We start from the raw sequence: 20188 nt of genomic DNA, 5'->3' as shown, positions 1-20188 counted from the left end.
CGGGCGCTCGCGGGCCCGCCGCCGGGCCGTCCGCCCCCCGCCCGACGCCGTCGGCCCCCTCCCGCGGCCGCCCGCCGGATTCGCCACGGCACGCTCAGAGATGCTTTGTGCAGCGCGCGGGCCAATCATGAATTCCGGGAAGACGTCAAGGCGATTCCGCCTCCGGTCCGCTCGACCGCCGCGGAGTGGTCGCGGCGGCTTCCGGTCCCTGGACGCTCCGCCGTCACCGAGCCCGGTCGTCCATCGGTCTTTCTGTAGGTCGATTCCGTTTTCCCTGCCGACAACAGGAGGTGTCGCGGATGCCAGTGGACGCCGCAGCCGAAGAAGAAACGCGGAAAGTGACGATCGAGGCCTTCGCCGACACGATCGTGCCCGGCGAGAAACGCTGGCCCGGAGACCGGTCGGTGGCCGGCGCGGCGGTCGGCCCCGGCGCCGTCGCCGCGGGGGCCCTGGAACTGCTGGAGTGGTCGGCGGCGGGGGTGTCCGACAGCCTGGACACCCTGGCGCGCATGCTGAACGAGCACGCGCGGGCCCATGCGGAGTGGTGCGGACTGACCCTGGACGCGGACGTCCCGCCGTTCGTCGCGCTGCCGTTCTCCGAGCGGACCGCGCTGACGCGGGCGCTCACCGCGCCGGGGCATCCGGAGAAGGAGGTCTGGGTCAGCATCGCGCTGTTCAGCAACATGGCCTTCGACACCGGCGCGCACATGCACACGCTCGACGCGATCGCCGAGGGACATCCCGGCATCGAGGCGATGGGCCTGGCCAAGCCGGACGCCGACGGCCTGTGGCGCTTCCCGCAGTACGGCTACGGGCGGCCGCTGGCCGAACTCCACCCCCACACCACACCGTCCGGGAGCCCCGCGTGACCAGTTTCGAGAGCACCGACGTCCTTGTGATCGGCAGCGGGTTCGGCGGCGCGATCGCGGCCTACCACCTCGCGGCGGGCGGCGCGCGCGTCGTGGTGCTGGAACGCGGCCCGTGGCTGGAGAGCAAGGACTTCGACCACGACTTCAAGCTCGGCTCGTCCTACACGCGGATCTTCGACTTCGTGGTGGGGGACGGCATGAGCGTCCTCGGCGGCAACTGCGTCGGAGGCGGCAGCGTCGTCTACTTCGCCGCGATGCCCCGGGCGCCGCGTTTCGTCTTCGAGCGCACGGGCAGCGTCGGGCGGCGCATGTGGCCCAAGGCCCTGTCGCGGGACGCCCTCGAACCGTGGTACGACCGGGTGGCCGAGGCGATGCCGGTCACCAGGCAGGACTGGGACGACGTCACCTACGCCGGCGGGCTGTGGGCGGCGCTGTGCGCCCGCTCGGGCCACACGGCCAACCCGGTTCCGGTCGCCGTCGACAACGACAAGTGCACCAACTGCAACTGGATGATGGCCGGATGCCGCTTCGACGCCAAGCGGTCCCTGCTGACCAACTACCTGCCGGCGGCCCTCGCCCACGGCGCGCAGATCCGGCCGCTGCACGAGGTGCAGCACATCTCGCGCACCGACGACGGCGGCTACCGCGTGCACTACAACGTCATCGACGACGAGGACTACCGCATCCACACCGGCGGCGGGACGATCGACGCCAAGATCATCGTGCTGGCGGCGGGCGCCGGCGCCACGCCGGTCATCCTCCAGCGTTCCGAGCCCTCCCTCGGCAGGATGCCGCACGCCGTGGGGCGTTACTTCTCGGGCAACGGCGAACGGCTCAACACTGCCGTGATCGACGAGGACCGGGTGCGCGAGGTGCTGGGCCTGGAACGGGACGGCGGCCTGGCCTACGCCGCCAACCAGATCGGGCGCGGACCGGTGGTGGCGAACTGGGACCGGCTGGACGGGGCGCTGCCCGAGCACTCCCGGTTCTCGCTGGAACAGCTGTACTTCCCGCCCGGCCTCGGCACCATCCTGGCCCAGGCGCCCGACGCGACCGGGCCCACCTGGTTCGGCGCGGAGAAGAAGGAGATGCTCAAGCGCTGGCAGTCGTGGCTGACCATCTTCATCATGTCGGAGGACGACAACGAGGGGGTGTTCGGCCCGCCCCCGGCGACCGGGAACGCCATGCGCATCTCGCAGCAGATGCTCGGACGCGGGAACCTCCGCTACCACCCGACCGCCAACACCCTGCGCGGTTGGACCGAGGCCGACGACCTGGTGCGCGACATCATCGAGCGCGACGGCATCGGCAGGGTGCGGCCGTGGACGAACGACGTGGTGGGCGCCTACACGGTGCATCCGCTGGCGTCCTGCCGCATCGGCGACGACCCGGCCACCTCCGCCCTCGACGACCGCCACGAGCTGCGGGGCCATCCCGGCATCTTCGTCACCGACGGCTCGGCCGTGCCCGGCGCCCTCACCGTCAACCCCGCGATGACCATCGCCGCGCTCGCCGAGCGCGCGATGCCCGGCATCGTGCGGGCGGCCCGGGAACGCGGCGTCCCGGTCAAGTACGGAGCGCCCTCTCCCGACGGCGCCACCAGCGCCCGCCGCGAGACGGCACCGCTGGTGGCCGGGCTCGTGCAGGGCCGTCGGGCCGGGTGAGCCCGCCATGGCCGGAGCTTTCGCACGGGTCACGCGGCGCGGGGCGCAGGGGCAGGTCAGGCACGTCTCGGCGGTGCGCCACGAGGCCGCGCGGGGCCGGGTCGCGGAGATCTACGCCCAGGTGGAGCGGGACTTCGGGATCCTCGCCCCTCCGGTCACCCTGCATTCCCCCGCGCCGGACGTGCTCGCGGCGGCCTGGATGACCCTGCGGGAGACCCTGGTCGCCTCCGGGCGGGCGGACCGGGCGGTGAAGGAGACCGTCGCTGCGGCGGTGTCGCTCGGCAACAGCTGCCGGTACTGCGCGGACGTGCACGGCATGACGCTGTACGGGCTGGTGCACGGGCGCGACGCCGCCGCCATCGCCGAAGGGCGGCTGGAATCGGTCGCGGACCCGCGCATCCGTGCGGTGGCCGCCTGGGCGCGGGACCTGGGGACGGGGGAGGCGGGCGGCGAGCGCCCGGCCCCCTTCCCGGCCGACCAGGCGTCCGAGCTCGTCGGGGTGGCGGTGGTCTTCCACTACCTCAACCGCGTGGTCAACGTGTTCCTGGAGGAGTCCCCCTTCCCGCCCGGCCTGCCGGCGCGGGCGCGCGGCGGCATGATGCGGCTGGTCGGCCGCTGCCTGCGGCCGAACTCCCTGCGCCACCGCGCGCCGGGACGGTCGCTGCACCTGCTGCCCGCCGCGCCGCCGCCCGGCGACATGGGCTGGGCGGACGGGGCGCCGGTCGTCGCGGACGCGTTCGCGCGCGCCGCCGCGGCCATCGACGCGGCGGCCGAACGCTCGGTCCCGGCCCCGGTCCGGGAGATGGTCCGCGCGGAACTGGCCGGATGGAACGGGCGGCCGCCCGGTCTCAGCCGCTCCTGGACCGAGAGCGCGCTCGCCGGCCTGCCCGCCTCCGACCGGCCCGCCGGCCGCCTGGCCCTGCTGACGGCCATGGCGTCCTACCAGGTCGACCGCTCGGTCATCGAGGACTGCAGGAAGGACCGCCCCGGGGACGCTCCGCTGGTGGAGCTGGTCTCCTGGGCGGCCTTCACCGCGTCCCGGCGGGTGGGCGCCCTGGCGGCCGGGTGAGGGGGATGGGCCGTCGCGACGGCGGGCGGAGAGCGCGGGCTGCCAGGTCACGGCCGGTCGCGCCGTGCCGTGGCCGCACGCGGCCCGCCGCCCGCCGGCGGCCTCGTGTCGTTCAGGCCGTGTACGCGCGCTGGCCCATGCTGCGGAGGACCGGCTCCATGTCGGCCAGGCACTCCTCGGTGACCAGGGTCGGCAGCAGGTGGTGCCACATCATCGTGACGCGCCAGCGCAGGTCCGCGCGGCCGGTCTCGATCTCGGAGATCCGCTGGCATCCGGCGAACGAGCCCACGATGAACTCGGCGGCGTACCTGGTGTCCACCTCCGGCAGGACGTCTCCCGCCTCCTGGGCTTCCGACAGCAGCCGGTCGATGATGTCGGCCCAGTCGACCAGCAGGGACGGGACCCAGGGGCTCATCTTGTCGCAGGTCTCGAACGCCAGGCGCAGGCTCGCGCGGACGAGGACGTTGTCCAGGAAGACGTCGGCGACCTGCGAGGTCAGCGCCAGGAGCAGGCTCATCGCCCGGGGGTGGAGGCCGCGCAGCTCGTTGACCAGGTCCGGCCACAGGAAGCGCTGTTCGTTGATGACGGCCAGCGCGAGGTCCTCCTTGCTGGAGAAATGGAAGTAAACCGCTCCCTTGCTCATGTTGCGGCTCTCTGCTATGTCGCGGATGCTCGTTCCCTCGTATCCGCGCTCCTCGAAAGTCTCGGCGGCTGCATTCAGGATGATGCGTCGGGTCAGGGCCGCTCTCTCCTGCAATGTTCAGCACCTTTCAGGCGGGGGTCGGGCGATTGTAACATGACCTTGACTGCGATTACCACAATTGCTCTCCGATGAGTTGACATCGCTCTGACCATGCAATTTCATTGCCGTTCACGAACTAATGGCAGGTCCGGCGCGCGGAAGGGTGCGTCGAGGCCGGCACCGCGCCGCCGCCCGCCGGGGGAGCGCTCCGGGAGGCCGCCGCGCCCTCCGGTGCGCGCTCCGCGCCCGGCCCCGGAAACGTCACCGTGTGGGCCGTGGCCGCATGCGCGCAGGTCAGGCGATTCATGGTCCCGCCGCCCGGGCGGGCGCCCCGGCGGCGAAGTCGCGACAGCAATGGCACGACCGAAGATGACCGCGCGGTATTCCCTGTTGCAGTCTTGGTGGAGCGTGAAATGCCGACCGCTCCACTTTCGTCCCCAAGATAGGAGACGGCTGCATGACAGAATCGCAGAACGTATTCGACGACCTGGCCGCCGAAGGCGACGACGTGGACCGGTTGGTGGCCGATCTCGCCCCCTCCCGGTGGTCGACGCCCACGCCCGCGCCGGGCTGGACGATCTTCGATCAGATCGCCCACCTGACGTTCATCTTCCGCCTGGCGGGAACGGCGGCGTCCGACCCGGAGGGCTTCCAGCACCTGGTCGCCGGAGCCCAGGACGACTTCAACGGCGCGGTGAACGCCGCGCTCGCCGACTACCGCGACGACTCGCCACAGGAGCTGCTGGCCCGCTGGCGGGCCGAGCGCGCGGCGGCGGTCAAGGCGCTCGCCGCCGTCCCGGCCGACCAGACGGTGCCCTGGCTCGTCCGGCCGCTGCCGGCGGCGGTCCTGGCCTGCGCGGGGATCATGGAGCTGTTCGGGCACGGGCAGGACATCGCCGACGCCCTGCGCGTGCCCCGGCGGCCGACCGACCGGCTCCGGCACCTGGTCCTGTTCACCGTGCTGGTCAGGGACTTCGGGTACCAGGCGCGCGGGCTGACCCCGCCGGAGCAGGAGTTCCGCTTCGAGATCACCGCCCCCTCGGGGGAGTCCTGGGAGTACGGCCCGGCCGACTCCGACCAGAGGATCACCGGTTCGGCCATGGACCTCTGCCTGCTGGCGACCCGGCGGCGGCACCGCGCCGACCTGGACCTGGTGGCGACCGGCGCCGAGGCCGACCGCTGGCTCGACATCGCCCAGGCGTACCGCGGCCCGGCCGGTCCGGGCCGGACCCCCGGCCAGTTCGCGGACCTGCCGCGCTGACCACGCCGGAACGGGCCGCGCGCGGCCCCCACCCATCGGCTACGGAGGAAATGGTGTCGACCACACAGGTTCCGACGCGAGAGCAACTGGTCAGCCGGGCGGCCCGGGTGGCGCCGACGCTGCGGGCGCACGCCGCATGGTCGGAGAAGAACCGGCGGCTGCACGACGAGACGATCGAGGCGCTGGCGGACGCCGGCGTCTTCAGGCTGAGGGCGCCGGCCCGCTACGGCGGCTACGAGTGCGACACCCGCACGCTGGTGGAGGTCGCCGCGGAACTGGGACGGGGCGACGGCTCGGCCTCCTGGGTGGCGTCGGTGTACTGGATCCCGGGCTGGATGGCCTGCCTGTTCCCCGACGCCGTGCAGGACGAGGTGTTCTCCACCCCGGACGTGCGCGTGTGCGGGACGCTGAGCCCCGGCGCGATCGCCCGCCCGGTCGAGGGCGGCGTCGTGGTCACCGGCAAGTGGGGGTTCATCAGCGGCGCCCACCACGCGCACTGGCAGGAGATCATCGCGATCCTGACGCCCGACGAGGGGGAGCCCTATCCCGTCATGGGCCTGGTCCCGATGTCGGACCTGCTGATCGTGGACGACTGGCACACCTCCGGCCTGCAGGGCACCGGAAGCGTCAGCACGGTCGCCAAGGACCTGTTCGTGCCGCAGGAACGGATCCTGCCGCTGCCCGCGGTGCTCCAGGGGCAGGGCGCGTCGAGCGAGAACGCCGCCAGCCCGATCTACCGGGTCCCGCTGCTGCCGGTCGCGGCCGCGTCGTCGGTGGGGACCCTGCTCGGCCTGGCCAGGGGGATGAGGGAGACGTTCCTCAAGCGCCTGCCCAACCGGAAGATCACCTACACGGCCTACGAGAGCCAGCGCGAGGCGCCGGTGACCCACCTGCAGCTCGGCGAGGCGTCGCTGAAGATCGACGAGGCGGAGTTCCACGCCCTGCGCCTCGCCGCGTCGGTCGACGCCAAGGGCGAGGAGGGCACCCCGTGGAAGCTGGAGGAGCGCGCCCGCGCCCGCGCCGACCTGGGCGCGGTGAGCCGGCTGGCGAAGGGGGCCGTGGACATCCTCGCCTCCGCCAGCGGCGGGTCCTCCATCTACACCGACGTGCCGATCCAGCGGATCGCGCGCGACGTCCAAGCGGTCAACCTGCACGCCCTGATGAACCCGGCCACCAACACCGAGCTCTACGGGCGGGTCCTCAGCGGGCTGGAGCCCAACACGCCCTACATCTGACGCGCCGCCCCGATCGGCCGTCGAGGAAAGGAAGACGATGAGCACCTCCACCCCGAAGACGCCGGCCGGCGGGCCGGCCGCCGCCGACCAGGCCGCCGTCGCGGCCCTCACCCAGCGCGTCGTCGCGGCCTGGGCCTACCAGGACGCCGACAGCTTCGCGGGGGTCTTCACCGAGGACGGGACCATGATCCTGCCCGGCCTGTTCAAGAAGGGCCCCGACGAGATCCGCGCCCACATGAAGGACGCGTTCGAGACCACCTACAAGGGCACCCAGGTGACCGGCAGGCCGGTGGACCTGAGGTTCCTCGCGCCGGACGTGGCGCTGCTGCTCACGCAGGGCGGCGTGCTGGCGGCCGGTGAGTCCGAGGTCTCCGACGAGCAGGCCATCCGGGCGTCCTGGCTGTGCGTCAAGCGGGACGGGGAATGGCGGCTGGCGGCCTACCAGAACAGCCCGGCCGTCCAGAGCCTCCCCACCCCGGGGGCGTCCTCCCACACGTGAACCCCTCCGTCCGGCAGAGGGCCCACGGCCTGAGCGGGCCGCCCCCAGGGTGGCCCGCTCAGGCCGTGGGGCGTGCGGTGATGCTGGAAGCGCATGTCAGAGGATGGATGTGACCACGTATGACAGAGAGCCTCCGTGACACGGCACCCCACCGGAAGCTCACCGATATCACGCTGGGGCATGCGGCCGAGCGTCATGCCGGGAACGCGGGCCTGCACCAGGCGGGGGAGGTGCACCGGGTCACGCTGGGGTCCGGAGGGACCGCGTGGCTGGTCACCGGGTACGAGGCGGCGCGCGCGGCCCTCAACGACCCGCGGCTGGAGAACCGCACCGGCGACGTCGGCGGCGGACGCCGGATGCCCGAGCACCTGCGGCGCGCGATGAACAGCCACATGCTCAGCATGAGCCCGCCCGACCACACCCGGCTGCGGCGGCTGGTGTCGGCCGCGTTCACCCGGCGCCGCACCGAGCGGCTGCGGCCGTGGATCCAGCGGCGCACCGACGCGCTGCTCGACGCGCTGGACGGCGAGCACGAGGTCGATCTGATCGCCGGGCTGGCGCTGCCGCTGCCGCTGCAGGTGCTCGCCGAGCTGTTCGGCATCCCCGAGGAGGACTGCGACACCTTCCACGGGTGGACCACCGTCCTCACCTCCAGCATGGTCCCCCTCGACCGGCTCACCGCCACGGCGGGCGAGATGCTCGACTACGTGCGCTCCCTGCTCGACCGCAAGCGGCGCGAGCCCGGGGAGGACCTGCTGTCCGCGCTGACCGCCGTGCGCGACGGCGACGACAGGCTGAGCGAGGACGAGCTGACCTCGATGCTCTTCCTCTTCCTGGTGGCGGGGCACGAGACCACGGTCAACCTCATCGGCAACGGCGTGCTGAGCCTGCTGGGCGACACCGCCCAGCTGGACCGGCTCCGCGCCGACCCCGGCCTGCTGCCCGCGGCGGTGGAGGAGGTCCTGCGGTACGAGAGCCCCGTCCAGCTCACGGCCCGCCGCAGCACCGAGCCGCTGACCCTGGGCGGGGTGGACATCCCGGCAGGGGCGACCGTCCTGGTGTCGCTGCTGGCCGCCGACCGGGACCCCGGCCGGTTCGACGCTCCCGACCGGCTGCTGCTGGACCGGGGCGACAACGCCCACCTGGCCTTCGGGCACGGCTACCACCACTGCCTGGGAGCGCCGCTGGCCAGGCTCGAGGGCGTCGTCGCGATCGGCTCGCTGGTCGCCCGTTTCCCGCGGCTGCGGCTGGCCCGGCCGGCCGAGACGCTCACCTGGCGCACCAGCATGTTCCACCACGGCCTGACCGAACTGCCCGTGCTCCTGCGCTGAGCGGAGCGGACGGGCGACGCGGAGGGGGCACCGGCGCCGGCCGCCGGTGCCCCCTGTGATCCGTCGGGGAACGGGTGCCCGCCGCCCGCCTCAGCGCGCGGGCGGACGGATCGACTGGGAGTGGTGGAAGACGTCGCGGGGGTCCCACTGGGCTTTGGTGCGTTGCAGCCTGGCGTAGTTGTCCTTGAAGTACAGCGTGTGCCAGGGCACGCCCGAGGAGTTCCAGCGCGGGTCGTTGAGGTCGCCGTCGGGGTAGTTGATGAAGCAGCCGTCGGTGACCTCGTTGGGGACCGGGACCCCGCCCGTCGCGGCGAAGACGCCCTTGTAGAACTCGCGCACCCAGGCGACGTGCCGGTCGTCCTCAGCGGCGTCGTGCCAGGTGGCGAAGAACATCGCCCGCATGATCGAGTCGCGTTGCGCCACGGCAGTGTGGCCGGGCGCCACCGCACCGATCCTCCCCCCCAGGGAGGCGATCGAGACCAGGGCCGTCTGGTGCTGGTAGTCGGTGCGGGTGAGGTGGCGGTACATGGCGGCGAGCTGCTCGGCGGTGAAGCCCCGGCGCATGTTGGCGGACTTGTAGTCGGCCCGGCCGGTCGGGTCGGCGCCGGCGTTGTTGGCCCAGGAGACCGAGTGCAGCCACGGCACCCGCCGGTGCTCGGTGACCATGGAGGAGACGCCCACGCCCTCGCCGACCGCGGCCACGAACTCGCGCATCCGCTGCTCGGCGTCGCCGCCGTTGGAGGCCAGCGTGCTGGCCAGCTGGACGACCCCGCCGGCTTTGTGGAGCAGGTTGAAGCGGCTGAACAGCCCGTCGAAGGGGGTCCCGGCGTCGCGGTGGCGCTCGTACCAGCTTCCGTAGTTGCGCACCAGCCGCGTGAACCCGGCCTCGGTCAGCCCCTCCCACGGCCAGATCACCGAGCTCAGCCAGGTGTGGGAGGGCGGCTTCGGCAGCAGGCCGGACGGGTCGTCCCCCGTCGCGCCCGGCGTCCGGAACCAGAAGCGCGTCACGATGCCGAAGCTTCCGCCCCCGCCGCCGGTGTGGGCCCACCACAGGTCGCGGAGCCGGGCGTCGGGGTCGTCGCGGCGGGCGACCACGGCGCGGGCGCCGCCGTCCCGGTCCACCACGACGACCTCGACCGCGTACAGGTGGTCGCTGATCAGGCCGTACATGCGGGACATCGGCCCATAGCCGGCGCCGGGGACGTGGCCGCCCGCGCCGACCGACAGGCACTGCCCGCCCGGCACGGTGACCCCCCAGCGCCGGAACAGCGTGTCGTAGACCTCGACCAGGGTGGCGCCCGCCTGGACCTCGATCGCCCGCCGGTCGGCGTCGTAGGAGATCGCGGCCAGCTGGCTCAGGTCGATGACCACCTTGATGTCCGGGGTGGTGGTGAAGTCCTCGAAGCAGTGGCCCCCGCTGCGGACCGTGACGCGGCGGCCGGACCGGACCGCGTCGGAGACGGCCCGGACGACCTGCTCGGTCGTCGTCGGCAGGAGCACGTAGTCGGGCCTTCCGGCCCAGCGGAGGTTGAACCCGCGGACGAGGTCGGGGTAGCGCACGTCCTCGGGGAGGACTCGGCCGGCCGGCGTCGGGCCGGCGGCGGCCGACGCCTCGGTGGGTATCAGGGCGGCACCCGCCAGGGCCCCTGTCGATGCCAGGACTCTGCGCCGGGGGATTGAGGACATCGCTTGCTCCCTGCTGGTCGTTGGGAACCGACGGGCTTGAGCTGATCACACCGGAACGCCCGAGACTCCGATTTCTGACATTTGGCAGGATCAGGGCATGGGGGACGGGGAGAACGCGCCGTCCACGGTGGCGCGCAGCGCCTTCTTGTCGACCTTGCCGATCGCGGTGAGCGGCATCTCCGGGACCAGGACGAGCCGTTCGGGGAACTTGAACCGGGCCACGCCCGCCCGCTCCATCACCGCGTGCACGTCGGCCAGCCGCACCGCCCGTCCCGGATGGACGGTGACGCACAGGCACACCCGCTCCCCGAGCTCGGGATCGGGAACGGCCACCGCGGCGGCCGCCCGGACGCCGTCGACCCGGCGGGCGAAGTGCTCGACCTCCTCGGCCGCGATCTTCTCTCCGCCCCGGTTGATGACGTCCTTGACGCGGCCGTCGACGAGCAGGTTGCCGTCCGGGCGCAGCCGCACGAGGTCGCCGGTGCGGTACCAGCCGTCCTCGGTGAATGAGCGCGCGTTCAGGTCCCCGCCCCGGTAGTAGCCCCGGACGGTGTAGGGGCCCCGGGTGAGCAGTTCCCCCGGCTCACCCGGGGCCACCGGCCGGCCGTCCTCGTCCACGACGAGGAGCTCGTCGTCCGGGGACACCGGCCGTCCCTGCGTGCCCAGGATGACGTCCTCGGGGTCGTCGAGGCGCGTGTAGCACAGCAGCCCCTCCGACATCCCGTACCCGTGCTGGAGCGTGCACCCCAGCGTCGGCGCGATCCGGCGCGCCAGCCGCTCCTCCAGCCGGGAGCCGCCCGACTGAAGCAGTCGCAGCGAGCCGAGGTCCCGGCCACGGTCGGTCTCGCGGTGCTCCACCCAGCGCTGGATGGCGGCCGGGACCAGCGAGGTGGCGGTGACCCCCTCCCGCTCGATCACGGCGAACGCCCGCTCCGGGGCGGGCGAGGGCGCGATCACGACCCGCCCGCCCGACATCAGGGTGCCGAGGACGCCCGGACCGGCCATCGGGAACCCGTGGCTGAGCGGGAGCACCGCGAGGTAGACGGTGGAGGGCCCGAAACCGCACAGCTCCACGGCCCGCCGGATCATGTAGCCGAAGTCGTCATGGGTGCGGGCGATCAGCTTGGGCATGCCCGTCGTGCCGCCGGACAGCAGGAAGAGCGCCACCGCGCTCCCGTCGGGGGCGATCGCGTCGAGCGTCCCGCGCGCGGCGTCGGCGTCGTCGGCCGGCTCGCACAGCGCCCGCAGGTCGACGCCGCCGTCCCGGACGCCGTCGCCCAGCACCAGGACGTGCTCCACCTCGGGCACCTGCGCGGCGACCGCCAGGGCCATGGCCTGGTGGTCGAAGTCCCTGACGGTGCCGGGCACGAGCAGCGCCCTGGCCTGCGCGACGGCGGCCACCGAGGAGATCTCCCCCTGCCGGTGCGCGGTCAGCGCCATCACCGGGAGGACTCCCAGCCGCAGGAGCGCCACCGTCAGCACGACGAACTCCCAGCAGTTCGGCAACTGCACGACCACGCGGTCGCCCGGGCGCAGCCCGAGCTCCCGCAGGCGCGTCGCGGCGCCGTCCGCGCGGGCCGTCAGCTCGCGGTAGCTCAGCCGCCGCTCGCCGTCCACCAGGCAGACGGCGTCCGGGTCGGCGTCCGCGGCGGCGTACAGGCGGGCGCCGAGCGGGCGGCCGTCCCAGTACCCCTTGGCGCGGTAGGCGGCGGCCACCTCGTCCGGCCAGGGAACGATGCTCGCGCGGCTCGGTCTCGTCACTCTCGCGGCCACCTGGCGCCTCCTCCGGAACGACGCGCGCCACGGGAACCGCGCTGGCGCACGGCCCTTTCGGCGCGACACGGATGATCGGTTCGTCAACTGCACAAGGATCACCGGAGACCGTTGACGGCCGCTTCTCCTGAACTGCCTTCTTTGTAATTGCTCGGTACCGGGAACGACCTTCCCTCGCCCTGTGGGCGGGCTTAGTGTTCGAGCTGGAGATCGGATCGTTCAAACATTTGTTCGTACCTGGAAAGGGTGGAGAGATCGACCTTTCGAGGTGAACGGGGTTTGTGCGGTATTCCGATTCTCGGGATGCCGGTTCCTTGGAGGAGCACGATATGGGCGAGACTGGGAAACTCTCGGAAGCCATAGCGATCGTGGGGATGAGCTGCAGGTTCTCTCCCGACCTGTCCTCGCCGGACGAGCTGTGGTCTTTCCTCGCCGAGGGCCGGCATTCGGTGGGCCAGATGCCGGACAAACGATGGGAACCGTACGCGTCGAGCAGCCCGCAGGCGACCGCGATCATGCGGCGGACGACGCGACTCGGCTCCTTCCTCGACGACATCGAGGGATTCGACGCCGACTTCTTCGGCATCTCACCGCGCGAGGCCGATTTCCTCGACCCGCAACAGCGCATCATTCTGGAACTGGCGTGGGAGGCGCTGGCGAACGCCGGAATCCCCCCGCTGTCGCTGCGCGGCTCGGAGGCGGGCGTGTTCACCGCCGCGAACTCCAACGACTACGGCCGCCGCCTCCTGGAGGACATCCCGCGCACCGGCGCGTACGCCGTCAACGGGACGACCTACTACGGGATCGCCAACCGGACCTCCTACTTCCTGGACCTGCGCGGGCCGAGCGTGGCCTTCGACACCGCGTGCGCGGGCTCGCTGACCGCGCTGCACTACGCGTGCCAGAGCCTGCGGTCGGGGGAGACGCCGCTGGCCATCGTCGGCGGTGTCAACATCATGGCGACGCCCGCCCTGTTCGTGGCCCTGGACGCCGCCGGCGCGACCTCACCGGACGGGCGCAGCAAGGCGTTCGACAGGGACGCCGACGGCTACGGCCGCGGCGAGGGCGCGGGCGTGGTGGTCCTGAAGCGGCTGGCCGACGCCCGGCGCGACGGGGACCCGGTGCTGGCCGTGGTGCTCGGCAGCGGCGTGTTCCAGGACGGCCGCTCCGACGGCATGATGGCGCCGAACAGCCAGGCCCAGCAGCACATGCTGCGCGAGGTCTACCGGCGCGCGGCCATCGCACCGGACACGGTCGGGTACGTCGAGGCGCACGGGACCGGCACCCCGGTCGGGGACCGCGAGGAGGCCCTGGCGCTGGCCGAGGTGTTCGGCCGGGGCCGCCGGGCGGACGACCCCTGCCTGGTCGGCTCGCTGAAGCCGAACATCGGCCACATCGAGGGCGGATCGGGGATCGCCGGGGTCATCAAGACCGTGCTCGCCCTGCGGCACGGCGAACTGCCGCCGAGCCTGCACTCGGAGCCGCACCCCGACGTGGACTGGGAGTCCTGCGGGCTGCGCCTGGTCGGCGAGCGCACCCCCTGGACCGCGAACGGGACCCCGCGGCGGGCCGGCGTGTCGAGCTACGGCGTGGGCGGGACGATCGCCCACCTCGTCCTGCAGGAGGCCCCGTCCGGGCAGGCCCGCCCGGAGACGGCGCGGCCGCGCCGCGACGCCCGCCGGGCGTCGGTCTTCCCGCTGTCGGCGATGTCCGAGGCGGGGCTCCGCGCCCTCGCCGGGAAGACCGCGGACTGGCTGGCCGACAACCCCGACGCCGACCTGGAGTCGGTCGGGCACACGCTGTCCCGGCGCCGGTCGCACCTGGCGCAGCGGGCGGCGGTCGTCGCCGGCTCCACCGCCGAGCTGGCGGCGGCCCTGCACGCCCTGGCCGAGGAGCGCCGGGCGCCGGGGCTGGTCACGGCGCGCACGGCGGCCGGGCAGGCCACGGGACCGGTCTGGGTGTTCTCCGGGCACGGCGCCCAGTGGTCGGGCATGGGACGCCAACTGCTGGAGGAGGAGCCCGCGTTCGCCGCCGCGATCGACTCGCTGGCCGAGGTGTTCGAGGCGGAGCTCGGCTGGACCCCGCGGGCGGCGCTGACCAGGGGCGGCCCGTGGAGCGCCTCGCACGTCCAGGCGCTCACCTTCGCCATGCAGATCGGCCTCGCCGAGGTGTGGCGCCGGCACGGCCTCGCCCCCGGCGCGGTCATCGGCCACTCGGTGGGGGAGATCGCCGCCGCCGTGGTGGCCGGATGCCTCGACGTGCGGGAGGCCGCCCGGTTCGCCTGCCGCCGGGCGACGGCGCTGCGCCGGGTGGAGGGGCCGGGCGCGATGGCCCTGGTCGCGCTGGACTGGGAGGAGTGCCGGCGCCGGCTCGGCGACCGCACCGACGTCGGGGTGGGCATCGCGGCCAGCCCCGGGTCGACGGTCGTCTCCGGCGACCGCAAGGCCGTCGCCGCCCTCGCCGACGAGCTGAGGGCCGAGGACATCGACGTCCGGCAGGTCGCGACGGACATCGCGTTCCACAGCCCGCACGTCGACGCGGTGACCGCCGAGGTGCGGGCCGCCGCGGCGGAGCTGCACCCCCGTCCGGCACGGATCCCGCTGTACACCACCGCGCTGGCCGACCCCCGGTCCGACGAGGCGCGCGACGACGCGTACTGGACCACCAACCTGCGGCAGCCGGTCCGGTTCACGCAGGCGGTCCAGGCGGCCCTGGAGGACGGCCACCGGCTGTTCGTGGAGCTGTCGGCCCACCCGGTGGTGACGCACTCGATCGCCGAGACCTGCGACCACATGGGGGTGGAGGACGCCACCGCCGTGCCGAGCCTGCGCCGGGACTCCGACGAGGCGCGCACCCTGCTCGGCAACCTGGCCACGCTCCACTGCAACGGCGCGGCCGTGGACTGGTCGCGCGAGCACCCCGGCGGGACGCTGGTCGAGATGCCCGCCGTGGCGTGGCAGCACCGGCCCTACTGGGTGTTCTCCGGCTCCGACCACGAGGCCGGGTTCGGCGGGGGCCACGACCCGGACCGCCACACCCTGCTCGGCGGCCGCATGACGGTCAGCGACAGCCCGGTCCGCCAGGTGTGGCAGACCCACCTCGACCTGACCTGCCGCCCGTACCCGCAGAGCCACGAGGTCGTCGGCGTCGAGATCACGCCCGCCGCCGTCATCATCGACACGTTCGCGACGGCGGCCACCGGACCCGACGGCAGGCCGCCCGCCCTGAGCGACATCGTGCTCCGCACCCCCGTCGCGGTCACCCCGCCGCGCGTGGTCCAGGTCGTGCTGGCCGAGAACGCGCTGCGGCTGGCGACGCGGGTCGCCGACGGGGACACCGAGCACGAGTGGCTCACCCACGTGACCGCGACCGTCGACCGGGGGCGGGAGCCGGCGGCGGGCACGGTGGACGTCGAGGCCGTGCGCGCCCGGTGCGACCGGCGGACGCCCTGGTCGGCGGTGGACGACATGTTCCGGACCATGGGCGTCGGCGGCTACGCCTTCGACTGGGAGGTCACCGAGCTGCGCCGCAACGACGCCGAGCAGCTCGCCCTGATCACGATCGAGCCGTCGCCCGCCGAGCACGCCGCCAGCTGGGCCCACGTCATCGACGGCGCGCTGACCATCAGCGCCGTGGTGGTGACGCCCGAGGACGCCCGCAGGCTGTGGATGTCCTGCCACATCGACGCGGTGGCGTTCCGCGGGGAGCCGCCCGCCCGGATCGTCGTGCACTCGCGCCGGTCGCCGGCCTCCCCGGAGGACACCGTCGACGTGCTGATCGCCGACGAGAGCGGGCAGGTCGTCGGCGAGGTCACCGGGCTGCGGTTCGCCGCGCTGAAGGACGAGCCCGGCGCGGTGGCCTCGCCCCGCGACCTCGTCCACGAGATCGACTGGCACCCGTTCGCCCTCGACGGCGCCGAGCGCGCCGGTCGCCGGCCGGTGCGGCGGGTCGTGCTGGTCGGCGACGGCGCCCTGGCGGGCCGCCTCACCGGGCAGCTGGAGGAGGCCGGGATCGACTGCGCCCGCGCCTTCGCGGCGGAGGAACTGGACCGGGACGCGCTCGCCGCGGCCGACGCGGTCGTCGTCGCGCCGTCGGCGACGAACGGCGAACCGCCCGAGCGGGTCGCCGAGGACAACGCCTGGATGCTCCTGCGCACGGCGCAGCGGCTGGCCGAGGGCCTGCGCTCCGGCGACCCGGCCCGGGACACGCGGCTGTGGTGCCTGACGCGGGGGGTGCGCACCGCGCGGGAGGAGACGTCGCTGGCCCACGCGCCGCTGTGGGGCGCCGCGCGCATCGTCGCCGGGGAGCACCCCGAGCTGTGGGGCGGGCTCGTCGACGTCACCGACCTGAACGACGACACCGGCCAGCGGTTCCTGACCCTCATGGAGCGCGCCGCGGGCGAGGAGGACGTCATCTCCCTGACGGGGGACGCGGCCGAGGTACCGCGGCTGGTCCCGATCACGCGTCCGGCCGAGGGCGGGACGCTGCGCTGCCAGCCGTCCGGGACCTACCTGATCACCGGTGGGCTGGGCGCGCTGGGACTGGCGGTGGCCGAATGGCTCGTGGACCTCGGCGCGCGCCGGTTCCTGCTGGTGGGCCGGCACGGCCTGCCGCCCCGCTCGCAGTGGCCGCGCGTGCGCGACGCGCGGGTCCGCCGCCAGATCGCGGGCGTGCAGGCGCTGGAGGCCCTGGGCGCGACCGTCAAGGTGCTGGCGCTCGACATCACCGACGCCGACCGGGTCGCCGAGGCGCTGGACCCGTCCGCCCACGGGCTGCCGCCCGTCCGGGGCGTCGTCCACGCCGCGGGCGTGGTCCGCGACGCGATGGTCGGCAAGGTGGACCGGAGCGGCCTGCACGACGTGCTCGGGCCGAAGGCCGTCGGCGCGATGGTGCTGCACCGGATCTTCCCGCCCGGCTCGCTGGACTTCATGGTCCTGTTCTCCTCCTGCGGCCAGTTCGCCCGGCTCACCGGCCAGGCCGGCTACGCGTCGGCCAACTCCTACCTCGACGCGCTCGCCGCGCACCGCCAGGCCGCGGGCGGGACCGAGACGGTCAGCCTCGGCTGGACGTCGTGGCGCGGGATGGGCATGTCGGAGGCCATCGACGGCACCATGCTGGAGGCCAACTCCCGCGGGCTGGAGGTGGTCACCGCCACCGAGGCGTTCCGGTCCTGGTCGTTCGCCGACCGCTTCCGCTCGCCCTACAAGGCGGTGCTGCGCGTCCTGCCGCTGCCGCCGGGCACGCCGCGGGTGCCGATGTTCCGCGAGCTGACCGTGGCCGAGGACGCCGGTGACGCCGGCGACGCCTTCACCATCGACTGGGCCGGACCGGCGGAGGACGAGCGGCTCGCCCTGATGACCGCCGACGTCCGCGAGCAGGTCGCCGCCGAGCTGAACCTGGCCGCCGAGGAGATCGAGCTCAAGCGGCCGCTGGCCGAACTCGGCGTCGACTCGGTGATGACCGTCGCGCTCCGGGTGCGGATGCAGCGCCGCTACGGCCTCGACCTGCCGCCCAACATCCTGTGGAGCAAGCCGAGCATCGCCGCGCTCGCCGGCCACCTCCTCGACGCGCTCCGCCCCGACGACGGCGCGCACGACGACGCCCACGACACCCACGACGACGACGCCGCGGTGGAGCCGGTCGGCGCGTAGGGCCCTCCCCGCGTCCACGACCAACCGATCAGAAGGGAGACCGGCATGCCGAAAGTGACCGACAACGAGGACGGCACCAAGACCTTCAGCGTGAACTCCAGCGAGCTGCGGGTCGTGAAGGAGCTCCTCGAGGGACAGGTCCCCGACCTCAAGAAGGTCGTGCAGACCCTGGAGGGACCGTGGCTCAGGGAGAGCCTGAGCTTCATCAGGGCCGTCGTCGACTGAACCGGGGCGCGCCCCGCCGCCCTGAGCAACCGTACCGGCAGCGGGCCGGTCGGCCGGATCGCGAAAGGACGTAGTGGTGAGCGTAGTGGAAGCTTCGGGCGGCGGGCGGACCCGTTCGTCGGCGATATTCGGGCTCCGGGCGGTGGCCTCGCTCGGCCTGCTGACCGTGCACGTGGCGATGTTCTCGGCGCTGCTGGGAACGCGGGAGTTCGAACCCGCGCAGCCGCCGAGCAACGTCGTCGGGGCCTTCTTCGTGAGCGGCATGCCCGCCTTCATCGGCGTGCTGTTCGCCCTGCCGGCGATGTTCTACTTCCGGCCGGTCGCCAGGGCGATCATCCGGGGCGAACGGGCCCCCTCGCAGCGCAACGGCTTCGTGCGCCGGATGCTCCGGTTGCTGCCCGCCTACTACGTCCTGTACGCGGTGATGCTGCTGACGCTGAACCGCGACGTCCTCGACGACGGCTGGTCCGCCCTGTGGCCCGCCCTGCTGCTCCACATCTACGTGCCGACGCCCTTCGAGGCCAACCCGATGAACGGCATGGAGGTCACCTGGAGCGTGCCGAGCATGGTCCAGTGGTACCTGGCGCTGCCGCTGGTCGCGTGGGCCGTGCAGGGTTTCGCGCGGCGGGGCGCGACCCCGGCGGCCCGCGCCCGGCGGCTGATGCTCCCGGTGCCGGTCCTGATGGGGATCGGCGTCGCCTGGCTGTTCGTGGTGACCGGCCAGGGCTGGGACCACCGCATCATCTTCTGGTGGCCGCTGGGGTTCGCGCCGACCATCGCGGTGGGCGTGTTCATGGCCGTCCAGCTGGCCCTGGCCGAGGTGTCGCCCAAGGACACGCCGCGGCTGGTGCGGCTGGCGACCGCGCGTCCGCAGCTGTTCTGGCTCGCCTCGCTCGGCCTGTACGTGGTCAACTGCGTCCGGCCGTTCAGCGTCATCGGGATGGACGACTACTACTCGGTGTCCGGCCTGTTCATCGCCTACGTCATCGTCTCGCTGTTCGGGCTGACCGCGTCGCTGCCGCTGGTCGTGCGCGGGGCGCGGCGGACGTCGACCGAACGGGTCCTGGGCAACGGGGTGCTGGCCTACCTCGGGAAGATCTCGTACGGCGTCTACCTGTGGCACATGGCCGCGATGCACTTCTACCTCCAGCCCGGCACCGTGTTCGGCGGCGAGGCCAGGACGCTCGACCAGCTCTACGCCAAGAGCGGCTTCTGGGCCCTGGAGGCCGCCACGCTCACCGGCGCCGTCATCCTGGCCTCGCTCAGCTACTTCCTGCTGGAACGCCCGATCATGAGATGGGCCGACCGCCGCTTTGCCGACCCCGACCGCAGGGCCGTGCTCCCCGGCCCCGCCGGTTCCGTCGTCCCCCGGCCGGCCGCCGCCGCGGCCCGCACGACGAAGGCGGCGCCTCCCGAGGAGGTCGCGGCGAGCGTCGCGGCGGCGGTCGCCGACCGCGACGCCATCCGGTCGAACCTCGTCGACCTGGACCGCAGCCTGGGACGGCAGCTGCTCGACGGCGCGGACCTGACCGGCCGCACCAGACGGGCCTGGGACGGGGCCACCAGGGACCTGGCGACCCTGTGGGAGATCTTCAACGCGTACTCCGCGGTGGTGGACCAGGCGGCGCGGACCCTGGACGCGTCCGGCCGGCCGCCCGAGAGCGGCCCGGCCGGGATCGCCGAGCTGTTCGACGGCCCCACGGTCCTGGTCAGCGAGGAACCGCCCCCGCTCGCCGAGCGGCACATCACCGACAACGGGCAGCGGCGCCTCACCCCCGCGGCGGCGGTGGAGCGGATGAACGAGCTCTTCGGCGGCCTGGCGGAACTGGTCACCCACGTCGAGGCGGTCTGGAACGAGGTGACCGGACGGCTGGACGACCTCCGCACGGACCTGGAACGGGTGCGGGTCCATTCGGACAACGGCGGCACGGCGCCGTCGGAGGCGGTCGCCGCCGCCCGCGCCGAACTGGACCGCCTCCGCACCGTCCTCACCGCCGATCCGCTGTCCCTGTGGCAGGGGGAGCGGACCGACACGGCCGACCTGGATCGGCTCGCCGAGGCCATCGCGGCCCTCCACGAACGCGCCCGGCACCCGGCCGGGCACGACGGCGGGCCCGGTGACGCGGCCCGGCCCGCCGGAACCAGGTAGGAACGCGCCCGCGACCGCGGGCGCACAGCTCCCG

At 73.4% G+C, this 20188-nt stretch carries 13 protein-coding genes; 10 read left to right on the top strand and 3 right to left on the bottom strand.

Features of this window, described 5'->3' with window-relative positions; genetic code table 11:
• Positions 1–338: 338 nt before the first annotated feature.
• The 3 genes from AKI01S_RS11965 to AKI01S_RS11955 are packed head-to-tail and all read left to right on the top strand — an operon-like array spanning position 339 to position 3602.
• The gene (locus AKI01S_RS11965; protein WP_245681585.1) at positions 339–869 is read left to right on the top strand and encodes a DUF5987 family protein; all 531 of its coding nucleotides are present in this window, start codon (positions 339–341) and stop codon (positions 867–869) included.
• A complete protein-coding gene (locus tag AKI01S_RS11960) occupies positions 866–2533 on the top strand; it encodes an FAD-dependent oxidoreductase (protein ID WP_067815110.1) in 1668 nt (555 codons plus the stop codon). Before AKI01S_RS11965 ends, AKI01S_RS11960 begins: the two co-directional genes overlap by 4 nt.
• 7 nt (positions 2534–2540) lie before the next feature.
• On the top strand, positions 2541–3602 hold the full coding sequence (locus AKI01S_RS11955) for a carboxymuconolactone decarboxylase family protein (protein ID WP_067815107.1): 1062 nt from the start codon (positions 2541–2543) through the stop codon (positions 3600–3602).
• Between the two features lie 112 nt (positions 3603–3714).
• Here AKI01S_RS11955 and AKI01S_RS11950 read toward each other — a convergent pair whose 3' ends face one another.
• Positions 3715–4359: a ScbR family autoregulator-binding transcription factor gene (locus AKI01S_RS11950; protein ID WP_067815104.1), complete on the bottom strand. Its 645-nt coding sequence runs from the start codon at positions 4357–4359 to the stop codon at positions 3715–3717.
• Positions 4360–4801: 442 nt separating this feature from the next.
• Between AKI01S_RS11950 and AKI01S_RS11945 the strand changes: the two genes are divergently transcribed.
• The 4 genes from AKI01S_RS11945 to AKI01S_RS11930 all read left to right on the top strand — a co-directional run bounded on the left by AKI01S_RS11945 (position 4802) and on the right by AKI01S_RS11930 (position 8670).
• Positions 4802–5605: a TIGR03084 family metal-binding protein gene (locus AKI01S_RS11945; protein WP_067815101.1), complete on the top strand. Its 804-nt coding sequence runs from the start codon at positions 4802–4804 to the stop codon at positions 5603–5605.
• A gap of 53 nt (positions 5606–5658) precedes the next feature.
• On the top strand, positions 5659–6840 hold the full coding sequence (locus AKI01S_RS11940) for an acyl-CoA dehydrogenase family protein (RefSeq protein ID WP_067815143.1): 1182 nt from the start codon (positions 5659–5661) through the stop codon (positions 6838–6840).
• A gap of 37 nt (positions 6841–6877) precedes the next feature.
• Positions 6878–7339: an SgcJ/EcaC family oxidoreductase gene (locus AKI01S_RS11935; RefSeq protein ID WP_067815098.1), complete on the top strand. Its 462-nt coding sequence runs from the start codon at positions 6878–6880 to the stop codon at positions 7337–7339.
• Positions 7340–7458: 119 nt separating this feature from the next.
• Positions 7459–8670: a cytochrome P450 family protein gene (locus AKI01S_RS11930; protein WP_067815095.1), complete on the top strand. Its 1212-nt coding sequence runs from the start codon at positions 7459–7461 to the stop codon at positions 8668–8670.
• 90 nt (positions 8671–8760) lie between these two features.
• Here AKI01S_RS11930 and AKI01S_RS11925 read toward each other — a convergent pair whose 3' ends face one another.
• Together AKI01S_RS11925 and AKI01S_RS11920 are read right to left on the bottom strand one after the other, a co-directional pair.
• Positions 8761–10230, bottom strand: coding sequence for an FAD-binding oxidoreductase (locus tag AKI01S_RS11925; RefSeq protein ID WP_218009647.1), 1470 nt, complete (start codon positions 10228–10230; stop codon positions 8761–8763).
• A gap of 216 nt (positions 10231–10446) precedes the next feature.
• Positions 10447–12117, bottom strand: coding sequence for a (2,3-dihydroxybenzoyl)adenylate synthase (locus AKI01S_RS11920; RefSeq protein WP_245681583.1), 1671 nt, complete (start codon positions 12115–12117; stop codon positions 10447–10449).
• A 341-nt stretch (positions 12118–12458) separates the two neighbouring features.
• Between AKI01S_RS11920 and AKI01S_RS11915 the strand changes: the two genes are divergently transcribed.
• The 3 genes from AKI01S_RS11915 (at position 12459) to AKI01S_RS11910 (ending at position 20154) form a co-directional block, all read left to right on the top strand.
• Positions 12459–17780 carry a type I polyketide synthase gene (locus AKI01S_RS11915; RefSeq protein ID WP_067815086.1) on the top strand — a complete coding sequence of 1774 codons (5322 nt, stop codon included), beginning with the start codon at positions 12459–12461 and terminating at the stop codon, positions 17778–17780.
• A 45-nt stretch (positions 17781–17825) separates the two neighbouring features.
• A complete protein-coding gene (locus AKI01S_RS50410) occupies positions 17826–18005 on the top strand; it encodes a hypothetical protein (protein ID WP_157419786.1) in 180 nt (59 codons plus the stop codon).
• A gap of 76 nt (positions 18006–18081) precedes the next feature.
• A complete protein-coding gene (locus AKI01S_RS11910; protein ID WP_169813948.1) occupies positions 18082–20154 on the top strand; it encodes an acyltransferase family protein in 2073 nt (690 codons plus the stop codon).
• The last annotated feature ends 34 nt before the right edge of the window (positions 20155–20188 follow it).

The sequence above is a fragment of the Actinomadura kijaniata NBRC 14229 genome (genome assembly GCF_001552175.1).
Classification (GTDB): domain Bacteria; phylum Actinomycetota; class Actinomycetes; order Streptosporangiales; family Streptosporangiaceae; genus Spirillospora; species Spirillospora kijaniata.
The sequence above is the reverse complement of the archived record's forward strand: the minus strand, read 5'-3'. Positions and strand labels throughout refer to the sequence as shown.